Origin of the sequence: Streptomyces sp. NPDC101227, assembly GCF_044767545.1 — a bacterium.
GTDB lineage: Bacteria > Actinomycetota > Actinomycetes > Streptomycetales > Streptomycetaceae > Streptomyces.
In genome coordinates this window covers 94,089-108,592 of sequence record NZ_JBIWOD010000013.1, presented here as the reverse complement: position 1 = coordinate 108,592, position 14,504 = coordinate 94,089, and the positions used below count along the sequence as shown (strand labels likewise).

Here is a 14,504-nt window from a genome sequence, read left to right as displayed (position 1 = left end):
CCAGGCCTGAGGACCTGGACCGATCCGAAAGAGAGCCAAGCAGACACAAGGCGCCGGGGGGGGGGGGGGGGCCCCCCCGGCCCCCCCCCCCCCGGGGGGGGGGGGGGGGGGCCCGCGCCCCCCCCCCCCCCCCCCCGGCGCCTTGGCGTGCGGCCGGCCCCGAGGTCCGGCGGACACTAGGGAATTCCATGGCCGCGCGCGTCAAGACTGGGCGCGTGGCGTGCGGGAAGTCGAACTGCCTCGTGCAGGGCACGCAGATAACTCAGTTGCTGTGGAACAGCCGGCCCCAGTGCCGGATGCCCACATCGAAATCCTCTGCTGACCGCCGTTCTTGAGATGGGTTGGGTCGAACGTGGCGAACATGGACCAGGAACAGAAGCTCCGCGATTACCTGAAGCGGGCCAGCGCCGATCTGCGGCGCTCGCGGACGCGGGTGGGCGAGCTGGAGGCGGCTGCCCGCGAGCCGATCGCGATCGTGGGCATGAGCTGTCGCTTCCCGGGAGGCGTGAGCAGCCCCGAGGAGCTCTGGTCCCTGCTCGCCGCCGGCGGGGACGGCATCACGGCATCCCCCGCCGACCGTGGCTGGGAGCTGTCGGCCGAGGACGCGGGGGAGTTCTCCGGCGGATTCCTGCACGACGCGGCCGAGTTCGACGCCTCCTTCTTCGGGATCTCCCCCCGTGAGGCGCTCGCCATGGACCCGCAGCAGCGGCTGCTGCTGGAGTCCTCCTGGGAAGCCTTCGAGCGGGCCGGCATCGACCCGGCGGCGGTCCGGGGCTCCAGGACGGGCATGTTCGTCGGGGCGATGCCCCAGGAATACCGGGTGGGCCCGGACGACGACGTCCAGGGCTTCGCCCTGACCGGCACCGCCACCAGCGTCCTCTCGGGCCGGCTCGCGTACTTCTTCGGGGCCGTAGGGCCGGCGGTCACCGTCGACACCGCCTGCTCGTCCTCCCTCGTGGCCCTGCACCTGGCCGCCCACTCCCTGCGCCAGGGCGAGTGCTCCCTGGCGCTGGCCGCCGGCGTCACCGTGATGTCCAGCCCCACCACCTTCGTGGAGTTCGCCCGCCAGGGCGGGCTCGCCGCCGACGGGCGCTGCCGCTCGTTCGCCGACTCCGCCAACGGCACCGGCTGGGCCGAGGGCGCGGGCGTCGTGGTCCTGGAACGCCTCTCGGAGGCCCGCCGCAACGGGCACGAGGTCCTCGCCGTCATCCGGGGCTCCGCCGTCAACCAGGACGGCGCCTCCAACGGGCTGACCGCGCCCAACGGCCCCTCGCAGCAACGGGTCATCGAGCAGGCGCTGGTCAGCGCGCGGCTCTCGGCCGACGAGATCGACGCCGTCGAGGCGCACGGCACCGGCACCACCCTGGGCGACCCGGTCGAGGCCCAGGCACTGCTGGCGACCTACGGGCAGGGCCGCGACGCCGATCGCCCCCTGCTGCTGGGATCCGTCAAATCCAACCTCGGCCACACCCAGGCGGCGGCCGGCATGGCCGGCGTCATCAAGATGGTGCTGGCCATGCGGCACGGCCTGCTCCCGCGCACCCTCCATGTGGACGCGCCGTCCTCGCACGTCGACTGGACGCAGGGGGCCGTACGCCTGCTCACCGAGCAGGTCCCCTGGCCCCAGGGCGAACGGCCGCGCCGGGCCGGCGTCTCCTCGTTCGGGCTCAGCGGCACCAACGCGCACACGATCCTGGAGGAGGCCCCGGCCCCCGAGGCCGGCCAGGAGGACACGGCAGGTCCGGCCGCCGAACCCGTGGCGGCGGGCGCCGTCCCGTGGCTCCTCTCGGGGCGCACCCGCGAGGCGCTGCGCGCCCAGGCGGCGAGGCTGCTCGAACACCTCGCGTCCCACCCCGGTCTCGCGCCCGTGGACGTGGCCCACTCCCTGGCCACGGCACGCTCCGGCCTGGAGCACCGCGCCGCGTTCACCGCGGCCGATCTGGACCGGGCCTGCGCCGCCCTCACCGCGCTCGCCGAGGGCGCGCCGACCCCTGGCCTGGTGCAGGACACCGCCAGGACACGGTCCAAGCTCGCCTTCCTCTTCGCCGGACAGGGCTCCCAGCGGCCGGGCATGGGGCGTGAACTGGCCGCCCGCTTCCCCGTCTTCGCCACCGCCCTCGACGAGGTCCTCAGCCACCTCGACCAGGGTCTCGAACGACCCCTGAAGGACGTGCTGTTCGCCGCCGAGGGCACGCCCGAGGCCGCCCTGCTCAACGAGACCGGCTACGCCCAGCCCGCACTGTTCGCGCTCGAGGTCGCGCTGTACCGGCTCGCCGAGTCCTTCGGCATCAAGCCGGACTTCCTCGCCGGGCACTCCATCGGCGAGATCGCCGCGGCGCACGTGGCCGGTGTCTTCTCCGTGGCCGACGCCGCGGCCCTGGTACGCGCCCGCGGCCGCCTCATGCAGGCGCTGCCCGAAGGCGGCGCCATGGTCTCCCTCGAAGCGACCGAGGAGGAGGTCCGGCCCCTGCTGGAGGACCGGCCGGACCGCGTCTCGATCGCCGCGGTCAACGGTCCCGCCGCCGTCGTCGTCGCCGGACAGGCCGACGAAGTCACCGCCGTCGCCGAGCACTTCGCCGCGCTGGGACGCAAGACCAAGGGGCTGCGCGTCTCGCACGCGTTCCACTCCCCGCTCATGGAGCCCATGCTGGAGGAGTTCCGTACGGTCGTCTCCCGGCTCACACCGCAGGCGCCGGTGCTCCCGGTGGTCTCCGGTCTGACCGGAACCCTCGCCACGGTGGAGCAGCTGACCTCCCCCGACTACTGGGTGGACCACGCCCGTCACGCCGTACGGTTCGCCGACGCCCTCGCCTGGCTCGACGGCCACGGCGCCGCCACCTTCCTGGAGCTCGGCCCCGACGGCGTCCTGTCCGCCATGGCCCAGACCTGCCTGGCCGCGGCCGGCACCGCCGACGCCACCGGCCCCGTTGACGGCGTCTCCGCCACGCTCGCCGTACTGCGCCCCGGCCGCCCCGAGGCCGAGACCCTCACCGCAGCGCTGGCGGGCCTGCACACCCGCGGTGTGGCCGTCCAGTGGGAGCCCTACTTCCAGGGCACCGGTGCCCGGCGCACCGACCTGCCCACCTACGCCTTCCAGCGCCGCCGCTACTGGCCCAAGAGCCTGCCCGCGACCGGCGGTGACGTGCGCGCCGCCGGTCTGGGCGCGGCACACCACCCGCTGCTGACGGCTGCCGTGTCGGTCGCCAACTCCGACGGCCTGCTGCTCACCGGCCGGCTGTCGCGGCGCACCCACCCCTGGCTCGCCGACCACGCCGTGCGCGGCACCGTGCTGCTGCCGGGCACCGCCTTCCTGGAGCTGGCCGTGCGCGCCGGGGACGAGGCCGGCTGCGGCCGCGTGGAGGAACTCACCCTGGCCGCCCCGCTGGTGCTGCCCGAGGAGGGCGGCGTCCAGGTGCAGGTGTGGGTGGGCAGCCCGGACGAGTCGGGCCGTCGCGCCGTGAGCGTCCACTCCCGTCCCGACGGGCCGGAGGAGCTCCCCTGGACCCAGCACGCCGTCGGCACCCTCGTGGCCGACGAGCACGGCGTCGGGTTCGACGCCACCGTCTGGCCGCCCGCCGACGCGCGACCGCTGGACCTCGACGGCTTCTACGACCGCATGGCCGACACCGGCTTCGGATACGGCCCCCTGTTCCAGGGCCTGCGCGCCGCCTGGCGCAGCGGCGACGACGTCTACGCCGAGGTGACGCTGCCCGAGACGGACGGCGCCGACGCCGCGTCGGCTGCGTCTGCTGCGGCGTTCGGGATCCACCCGGCCCTCCTGGACGCCGCATTGCACGCCGCGGCCTTCCTCGACCTGGGCGAGCACGCCCGTGGCGGCCTGCCCTTCGCCTGGCAGGACGTGACCCTGCACGCGAGCGGGGCGAGCACGGTCCGCGTGAAGCTGACCCCGGCCGACGGCGACGCGGTGGCGATCGCCGTCGCCGACACCACCGGCGCCCCTGTCGCCTCCATCGGCTCGCTGGTCCTGCGCACCATGCCCGACGAGCGGCTGAACGCCGCCGACTCCTTCGTCCGCGACGCCCTGTTCGAGCTGCGCTGGACCGAACCGCGCCAGGCCGCCCGGAAGGCGCCCGCCTCGGTCGCCGTCCTCGGCCCGGACCTCTTCGGCCTGGAGCGGGCCCTCTCGACGCCGGCTCTCACGGTCACCGCGCTGTCCGGCGCGGACACCGCCGCCCACCTCCCTGAGGTGGTTCTCGCCCCCGTCGCCGGTGCCGCCGATGCCGCCGATGACGACGTCGTGGCCTCCGTGCACGCCCGCACCGCCCACGTACTGGAGCGCCTGCGGACCTGGCTGGCGGACGAGCGCTGCGCCGACTCCCGGCTGGTCTTCGTCACGCGTGGCGCCATCGCCACCGACGCCCGGCAGGCACCCGACCCGGTGGCCGCCGCCGTCTGGGGCCTGGTGCGGGCCGCGCAGAGCGAACACCCCGGCCGTTTCGGGCTGCTGGACCTTGACCCCGACACCGCCGAGCCCGCCGCGGAGCCGCTGACACGGGCCCTGGCCCTGGACGAGCCGGGGACCGCCGTCCGCGGCACCGCCGTGCGCACCGCGCGGCTCGCCCGCGCCCAGGCGTCGGGGACCGAAACGGAGTGGGACCCCGAGGGGACCGTGGTCCTCACGGGCGCCACCGGCGGCCTGGGCCGCGTACTGGCCCGGCATCTGGTCGCCGAGCGCGGCGTACGGCACCTGCTGCTCGCCGGCCGCCGCGGCGCCGACGCCGACGGCGCCAGGGAACTCGTGGCCGAACTGGCCAGGCACGGCGCGCAGGTGGCCATCACGGCATGCGACCTGGCCGACCGCGCCGCCGTGCAGCGGCTGCTGGCCGGGGTGCCCGCCGAGCACCCCGTCACCGCCGTCCTGCACTGCGCCGGCGTCCTCGACGACGGCGTGATCGAGTCGCTCACCCCCGACCGGATCAGCGCCGTCCTGCGGCCCAAGGCCGACGCCGTCTGGCACCTCCATGAGGCCACCCGGGACCTGGACCTGGCCGCCTTCGTCGTCTTCTCCTCCCTCTCCGGCACCGTGGGTGCGGCGGGCCAGGGGAACTACGCCGCCGCCAACGCCTTCCTCGACGCGCTCGCCCAGCTGCGCCGCGCCCAGGGGCTGCCGGGGCAATCCCTGGCCTGGGGCCCGTGGGCGCCCACCGCCGGAATGACCGGCGGACTGACGGACGAGGACCTCGACCGCCTGGCCCGTATGGGCACGCCCGCGCTCACCGAGGAACAGGGCACAGCCCTCTTCGACGCGGCCACCGCCACGGACGCCGCCGTTCTGCTGCCGACCCGGTTCGACCTGTCCGTCCTGCGCGTCCAGGACGAGATACCGCCGCTGTGGCGTGGCCTGATCCGCACCCCGGCCCGCCGCGCGGTGGTCTCCGGCTCGGAGGCCGCCGTCACCCTCGTACAGAAGCTGTCGCGGCTGGCGGAGACCGACCGCCACGAGGTCGTGCTCGACCTCGTGGCCGGACAGGTGGCCGCCGTACTCGGCCACGCCGGCACCGCCGACATCGACGCGCGGCGCCCGCTGCGGGATCTGGGCTTCGACTCGCTGACCGCCGTGGAACTGCGCAACCGGCTCAGCGCGGCCACCGGCCTGCGCACCGCCGCGACGGTCATCTTCGACCACCCGACCGTGGATGCCCTCGCCGCGCACCTCCTCGACGGACTCATGGGCTCCGAAGCCGCCGCCGCGACCGATGCGCCCCGTACCGCCGCGGACGACGACCCCATCGTCATCGTCGGCATGGGCTGCCGCTACCCGGGCGGCGTCGCCTCGCCCGAGGACCTGTGGCGACTGGTCAACGAGGGCACCGACGCCATCTCGGGCCTGCCCACCGACCGGGGCTGGGACCTGGACGCGCTCTACGACCCGGACCCGGACCGCACCGGCACCTCCTACTCCCGCTTCGGCGGATTCCTGCACACCGCCGCCGACTTCGACCCCGCCTTCTTCGGCATGAGCCCCCGCGAGGCCCTGGCCACCGACTCCCAGCAGCGGCTGCTCCTCGAAGCGTCGTGGGAGGCCATCGAGCGGGCGGGCATCGACCCGGTGTCCCTGCGCGGCAGCCAGACCGGCGTCTTCGCGGGCGTGATGTACAACGACTACGCGACGGTGCTCTCCGGCGGGCAGTTCGAGGGCCACCAGGGCAGCGGCACCGCCCCGAGCGTCGCCTCCGGACGCATCTCGTACACCCTCGGGCTCGAAGGCCCCGCCGTCACCGTCGACACCGCGTGCTCGTCCTCGCTGGTCGCCATGCACTGGGCGATGCAGGCACTGCGCGCGGGGGAGTGCTCGCTCGCGCTGGCCGGCGGCGTCACGGTCATGTCGACGCCGGGTGCCCTCATCGAGTTCTCCCGGCAGCGCGGACTGTCCCCGGACGGCCGCTGCAAGGCGTTCTCCGACGGCGCCGACGGCGTCGGCTGGTCCGAGGGCGTCGGCGTGCTCGTCCTGGAACGCCTCTCCGACGCCCGCCGCAACGGACACCGGGCCCTGGCCGTCGTACGCGGCTCCGCCGTCAACCAGGACGGCGCCTCCAACGGCCTCACCGCCCCCAACGGCCCCTCCCAGCAGCGGGTGATCCGGCAGGCGCTGGCCGCCGCCGGGCTGTCCGCCACGGACATCGACGCGGTGGAGGGCCACGGCACCGGCACCACCCTCGGCGACCCCATCGAGGCCCAGGCCCTGCTCGCCGCCTACGGCCAGGACCGTGACGCGCAGAGCCCGCTGCTGCTGGGCTCCGTGAAGTCCAACATCGGCCACACCCAGGCGGCGGCCGGCGTCGCCGGCGTCATCAAGATGGTCATGTCGATGCGCCACGGCACGCTGCCCCGCACCCTGCACGCCGACGAGCCGTCCTCGCACGTGGAGTGGGACTCCGGAGCGGTGCGCCTGCTCACCGAGGAGACGCCCTGGCCGCAGGCCGACCGGCCGCGCCGCGCCGCTATCTCCTCCTTCGGTTTCAGCGGTACGAATGCGCACCTCATCGTCGAGGAGCCGACGGCCGCCCCCGAGCCGCGCGAACAGCCGGCGCTCACCCCGGCCGTGGTGCCCTGGACGCTGTCGGGCACGAGCCGCGCGGCGCTGCGGGACCAGGCCGCCCGGCTGCGGTCCTTCCTCGACGAGCGCCCCGCCCTCGACCCGGCCGACGTCGCGCTCTCCCTCGCCACCACCCGCTCGGCCTTCGACCAGCGCGCCGTCGTCACCGGAGACCGCGACGAACTGCTCGCCGCGCTGGCCCACCTGGCCGCTGACCGCCCCGCCTCCGCGCTCACCGAGGGCGAGATCGGCGGCACCGGCAAACTGGCCGTGCTGTTCGCCGGGCAGGGCAGCCAGCGCCCCGGCGCGGGACGCGAACTCGCCGCGCGTTTCCCCGCGTTCGCCCGGGCCCTGGACGAGGTGACCACCGCCCTCGACCCGCACCTGGACCGTCCCCTCAAGGACGTCCTGTTCGCTCCGGAAGGCAGCCCCGAGGCGGCGCTGCTGGACCGCACCGAGTGGACCCAGCCGGCCCTGTTCGCCATCGAGGTCGCGCTCTACCGGCTGCTGCGCACCTGGGGGATACGCCCCGACGTCCTGCTGGGCCACTCCGTCGGCGAGATCGCCGCCGCGCACGTCGCAGGCGTCCTCACGCTCCCCGACGCGGCCCGCCTGGTCGCCGCGCGGGCACGGCTGATGCAGGCACTGCCCGCCGGCGGCGCGATGATCTCCCTTGAAGCCACCGAGGACGAGGCCGCGCCGCTGCTCGCCGGGCGCGAGCACGAGGTGTCCCTCGCCGCCGTCAACGGCCCCCGCGCCGTCGTCGTCGCCGGAGAGCCGGCCGCGGCCGAGGAAATCGCCGCGCACTTCGCCGCCCAGGGCCGCAAGACCAAGCGCCTGAAGGTCAGCCATGCCTTCCACTCGCCGCTCATGGAGCCGGCGCTCGACGCTCTGCGTGAGGTCGCTGCGCAGCTCACCTATGGTGTACCGGAGCTGACCGTCATCTCCGGCCTCACCGGGCGGCCCGCCACCGACGACGAACTGCGCTCCCCGGACTACTGGGTCGCGCATGCGCGCGGCACCGTACGCTTCGCCGACACCGTGCGTGCCGCGCACGCCCACGGCGCCGGCACCTTCCTCGAACTCGGCCCCGACAGCGTGCTGTCGGCCCCCGCCCAGGACACCCTTGGCGATGAGGGGGACGACACGGACACAGACTTCGTCGCGCTGCTGCGCGCCGGGCGCGGCGAGGAACGCTGTGCGGCCACCGCCCTGGCCCGCCTGCACGTACGCGGCACGGCCGTCGACTGGCCCGCATACCTCGACGGCACCGGGGCACGCACCGTCGACCTGCCCACCTACGCCTTCCAGCACGAGCGCTACTGGCCCGAGCCGGCCCCGGCCCGCCTCGCGCAGGCCGCCGCCGACCCCGCGGACGCCGAGCTGTGGGGCGCCGTCGAACGCGGCGACGCCACGGAACTGGCCGCCCTCCTCGGACTGCGCGACGAACAGCACGCCTCTCTGTACGCCCTACTGCCCGCGCTGTCCTCCTGGCGCCAGCACCGGCACGAGAAGGCGCTGCTGGACTCCACCCGCTACCGCATCGCCTGGCGGCCCGTGCAGGCCAACGCCGCGCCCGTACTCGAAGGCACCTGGCTGCTCGTCACCGCCGACGGCATCGACAGCGACGAGATCCTTGACGCGCTGCGCGGCCACGGCGCCCAGTTCGAGCCCCTCGTACTGGACGCCGCCTGCCTCGACCGCGCCCACCTCGCCGACCGGCTCGCCGCCGTACGCGACCAGGACCGGCCCCTGACCGGCGTGCTGTCCCTGCTCCCGTTGGCCGACCGGCCCGGGACCGAGGCCGGCGCGCAGCCGGCCACCGGGCTCGCGCTGAGCCTCGTCCTGATCCAGGCGCTCGCGGACACCGATCTCGCCGCACCGCTGTGGACCCTGACCCGCGGCGCCGTCACCACCGGCTCCGGCGACCCGCTCACCCACCCCCTCCAGGCGGCGGTCTGGGGCCTGGGCCGGGTCGCCGCCCTGGAGCACCCGCAGCTGTGGAGCGGTCTGATCGACCTGCCGCCCGCCCTCGATGCGCCCACCATCCAACACCTGGTCAGCGCCCTCGCGGCACAGGGCGGCGAGGACCAGATCGCCATCCGCGCCGCCGCGGCCCTCGGCCGGCGCCTGATCCGTCACCCGCAGGCCGAACTGCCCCCGGCCGACGCATTCACCGCGCGCGGCACCGTGCTCGTCACCGGCGGCACCGGAGCGCTCGGCGCCGAGGTCGCGCGCTGGCTCGCCCGCAGCGGCGCCGAGCACCTCCTGCTCACCAGCCGCCGCGGCCCCGACGCCCCCGGCGCCGGTGAACTGGCCGCGGAAATCGAGGCGTTGGGCGCCCGCGTCACCCTCGCGTCCTGCGACACCGCCGACCGCGCCGCACTCGCCGCGCTGCTGGACTCCGTACCGCACGAGCACCCGCTGTCCGGCGTCGTGCACGCGGCCGGTGTCGGCCAGGCGGCCGCCCTCGCCGACACCCCGCTGGCGGACGCCGCACAGGCGATGTCGGCCAAGCTGCTCGGCGCGGCCCACCTCGACAGCCTCCTGGACGGCCACGACCTCGACTTCTTCGTCCTCATCTCCTCGATCGCCGGAGTGTGGGGCAGCGCAGGACAGAGCGCCTACAGCGCCGCCAACGCCTACCTCGACGCCCTCGCCGAGCACCGCGCGGCCCGCGGCCTGCCCGCCACCTCCGTTGCCTGGGGCCCCTGGGCCGAGGCCGGCATGGCCACCCACGAGGCCGTCTCCGACGAACTGCACAAGCGCGGGCTGCGCTTCCTCGCGCCCGCGACCGCCCTCGCCGAACTGCGGCGCGCCGTCGTCCACAAGGACGTCACCGTCACGGTCGCCGACATCGACTGGGAGCGCTACCACCCCGTCTTCACCTCCACCCGCCCCAGCGCCCTCTTCGACGAACTGGCCGAGGTCCAGGCCCTCGTACCCGCCGAGGGCGTGGGCGCCGCGCCCGAATTCGCCGCGCGCCTGCGGGGCCTGGACGAGGACGAGCAGCGGCGGCTGCTGGCCGACCTGGTGCGGGCCGAGGCGGCCATCGCCCTCGGCCACGATTCCGCGGACGCCGTCCAGGAGCGGCGGGCCTTCCGTGACGCCGGCTTCGACTCGCTCACCGCCGTGGAGCTGCGCAAGCGGCTGGCCGCCCTCACCGGCCTGGCCCTGCCCGCCACCCTCGTCTTCGACCACCCGACCCCCGCCGCCCTCGCCCGCCACCTGCGCGAGGAACTCCTGGGCACCGGCGGCGACCCGGCGGCTCCCGCGGCCGCGGCGGCCTCATCGGGCCGCTTCGACGAACCCATCGCCATCGTCGGCATGAGCTGCCGCTTCCCCGGCGGCGTCCGCTCCCCGCGGCAGTTCTGGGACCTGGTCTCCGAAGGCGTTGACGCGATCTCCGACTTCCCCGTCAACCGCGGCTGGGACACCGGCCTTCACCACCCCGACCCGGACAACCCCGGCACGACGTACTCCAGCCAGGGCGGCTTCCTGCACGACGCGGGCGAGTTCGACGCCTCCTTCTTCGGCATCTCGCCGCGCGAGGCACTCTCGATGGACCCCCAGCAGCGGCTGCTGCTGGAGACCACCTGGGAGGCGTTCGAGCACGCCGGTATCGACCCCACCACCGTCCACTCCACCCCGACCGGCACCTTCATCGGCTCCACCTACCAGGAGTACGGGTTCGGCGTCGAGGACGGCTCCGCCGGCCACCTGGTGACCGGCACCAGCCCCAGCGTGCTCTCCGGGCGCCTGGCCTACCTCTTCGGCCTCGAAGGACCGGCCGTCACCGTCGACACCGCCTGCTCCTCGTCCCTGGTCGCCCTGCATCTGGCCTGCCAGTCGCTGCGCAACGGCGAGAGCTCCCTCGCGCTCGCCGGCGGCGCGACCGTGATGACCAACCCCAACCCGTTCGTCGCCTTCAGCCGGCAACGGGCCCTGGCCGGCGACGGCCGCTGCAAGGCGTTCTCCGACGGCGCCGACGGCATGACCCTCGCCGAAGGCGTCGGCATCCTCGTCCTGGAGCGCCTCTCGGACGCCCAGCGCAACGGGCACGACATCCTCGCCGTCGTACGCGGTTCGGCCATCAACCAGGACGGCGCCTCCAACGGCCTGTCCGCCCCCAACGGCCCCTCCCAGCAGCGCGTCATCCGCCAGGCCCTGGCCAACTCGGGGCTGGCCGCGGCGGACATCGACGCCGTCGAGGCCCACGGCACCGGCACCGCCCTCGGCGACCCCATCGAGGCGCAGGCCCTGCTCGCCACCTACGGCCGGGACCGTGACCCGCAGCGCCCGCTGCTGCTCGGCTCCGTCAAGACCAACATCGGCCACACCCAGTCGGCGGCCGGCGTCGCCGGCGTCATCAAGATGGTCATGGCCCTGCGCCAGGGACAGCTGCCGCGCACCCTGCACGCGGACACCCCCTCCCGCCACATCGACTGGACACCCGGCACCCTCGCCCTGCTGAACGAACCCGCCCACTGGCCCGAGGGCGAGCACCCGCGCCGCTGCGCGGTCTCCTCCTTCGGCATCAGCGGGACCAACGCCCACACCATCCTCGAAGAGGCCCCCCGCCCGAGCGAGACGACGCCCGCCCCGCCGGTGCCCCCGGCCGGGGACGCCATCCCCTGGGTGCTGTCCGCCCGGACCCCGGGCGCGCTGCGCGCCCAGGCTGCCCACCTCGCCGCCCACCTCGACGGCGAGCAGGCACCCGGCGCGCTGGACGTCGCCCACAGCCTGGTGGCCTCGCGCGCGCTCTTCGACCACCGCGCCGTCGTCGTCGGCGCCGACGACCGGTCCCGGCGCGCGGCCCTGGACGCCCTCGCCGCCGGCGGCTCCGCACCCGGCGTCGTCCAGGGCGCGGCCGACACCGACGGCAAGACCGTCTTCGTCTTCCCCGGCCAGGGCTCCCAGTGGGTCGGCATGGGAGCGCGGCTCCTGGAGGAGTCCCCGGTCTTCGCCGAGCGCCTGACGGAATGCGCCACCGCCCTCTCGGAGTTCGTCGACTGGTCCCTGCTCGACGTGCTGCGCCAGGCCGACGGCGCGCCGCCCCTGGACCGCGTCGACGTCGTCCAGCCCGCCTCCTTCGCCGTCATGGTGTCGCTGGCCGCGCTGTGGACCTCCCACGGCATCACGCCCGACGCCGTGGTCGGCCACTCGCAGGGCGAGATCGCCGCGGCCGCCGTCGCCGGGGCGCTCTCCCTGGAGGACGCGGCCCGCGTCGTCGCGCTGCGCAGCCAGGCCATCGCCCGCGGGCTGGCCGGATCCGGCGGCATGCTGTCGGTTCCGCTGCCCGTCGCCGACGTCGAACAGCGCCTCGCCGGGACCGCCGGGTACCACGACCTGTCGATCGCCGCCGTCAACGGCCCCCGGTCCGTCGTCGTCTCCGGTGCCACCGCGCCGCTGGACGCCCTGCAGGCCGAGCTGGTCGGCGAGGACATCCGCGCCAAGCGCATCGCCGTGGACTACGCCTCGCACTCCGCGCAGGTCGAAATGGTGCGGGACGAACTGCACAGTGTCCTCGCGCCGGTGCGCCCGCGCCCCGCGCAGGTGCCCTTCTTCTCGACGGTGACCGGCGACTGGCTGGACACCACCGTCATGGACGCGGAGTACTGGTTCACCAACCTGCGCCAGACTGTCCGCTTCCGGCCCGCCATCGGCGAACTCCTGTCCCAGGGCCACCACTTCTTCATCGAGGTCAGCTCCCACCCCGTCCTGTCCATGGGCATCCAGGCGACCGCCGAGGAAGCCGGCCCCGCGGCCGCGGTGCTCGGCACGCTCCGCCGCGACGCGGGCGGTGCCGACCGCTTCCTGACGTCCCTCGCCGAGGCCTTCGTGCGGGGCGCGAGCGCCGACTGGGACGGTGTCCTCGCCGACACCGGCGCCCGCCGCGTGCCGCTGCCCACGTACGCCTTCCAGCGCGAGCACCTGTGGGCGATCCCCGACAGGTCCCAGGGCCGGCCCGAAGCGGACCCCGCGGACGCGGAGTTCTGGACGGCGGTCGAGGAGGAGGACGTCGAAGCGCTCGCCTCCAGTCTGCGGCTGGACCGCACCTCCCTGGCCCCGGTCCTCCCGGCCCTCTCGCACTGGCGCAAGCGCCGCCGCGACCTGTCCACCGTGGACTCCTGGCGCTACCACGCCACCTGGAAGCCGCTGACCGGCCTGCCCACGGCGGCCCTGACGGGCACCTGGCTCGTCGTCGCCCCCGAAGGGGCCGACACCGACGCCGTCACCGGTGTCCTCGCCGCCCACGGCGCCGAGACGCGCACCCTCGTCCTGGACGACACCTGCGCCGACCGCGCGACCCTGACCGCGCGCCTGACCGGCCTCGACGACGCGGCGGACCTCACGGGCGTGGTGTCCCTGCTGGCCGAGGCCGAGGGGCCGAGCGCAACGCACCCGGCGCTCACCCGCGGGCTCGCCCTGACCCTCGCGCTCGTCCAGGCACTCGGTGACGCCGGAGTCGACGCACCCCTGTGGTGCCTGACCCAAGGAGCCGTCTCCACCGGCCGCGCGGACCGGCTGACCCACCCCGACCAGGCCCAGATCCTCGGCCTCGGCTGGACCGCGGCGCTCGAACACCCGCAGCGCTGGGGCGGCCTGGTCGACCTGCCCGAGCACCTGGACCAGCGGGCCGGCGAGCGCCTGGCCGCCGTCCTGACCGGCCACAGCGGCGAGGACCAGCTCGCCCTGCGCGCCTCGGGTGTCCTCGCCCGCCGCGTCGTACGCGCCGCCTCCGCGGACCCCGCCCCGGCAAGCCCCTGGACGCCGAGGGGCACCACCCTCGTCACCGGCGGCACCGGCACCCTCGCCCCGCACCTGGCCCGCTGGCTCGCCCAGCAGGGCGCCGAACACATCGTGCTGACCAGCCGCCGCGGCCCGGCGGCGCCCGGCGCGGGCGAACTCGTACAGGAACTGGCCGAGTTGGGCTGTGAGGCGGAGGCCGTGGCCTGTGACCTGACCGACCGCGACGCGGTCGCGCAGATGCTCGCCGCGCTTCAGGCCGAGGGCCGCACCGTACGCACCGTCGTCCACACCGCCGTCACCATCGAGCTCGCGCCCCTGGACGAGACGACTCCCGACGACTTCGCGAAGGTCATGGACGCCAAGGTCACCGGCGCCCGGCACCTGGACGAACTCCTCGGCGACGACCTCGACGCCTTCGTCCTGTACTCCTCCACCGCCGGCATGTGGGGCAGCGGCGCCCACGCCGCCTACGTCGCCGGCAACGCCTACCTGAACGCCCTGGCCGAACACCGCCGCGCCCGCGGCGCCCATGCCACCGCCGTCTCCTGGGGCATCTGGGCCGACGACCTCAAGCTCGGCCGCGTCGACCCCGGCCAGATCCGCCGCAGCGGACTGGTCTTCATGGACCCCCAGCTGGCCCTCACCGGCCTGCGGCAGGCCCTCGACGACGACGAGACGGTCCTGGCCGTCGCGG

At 75.2% G+C, this 14,504-nt stretch carries 1 protein-coding gene (only partly in view); it reads left to right on the top strand.

Annotated features, from left to right (window positions below; translation table 11 throughout):
- Positions 1–361: 361 nt before the first annotated feature.
- Positions 362–14,504: the 5' end (the start) of a type I polyketide synthase gene (locus ACIRPT_RS27630; RefSeq protein WP_403831773.1), read on the top strand. The gene runs 14,327 nt beyond the window's last position; the window shows 14,143 of its 28,470 coding nt (coding positions 1–14,143); its start codon is at positions 362–364; the stop codon falls past the right edge of the window.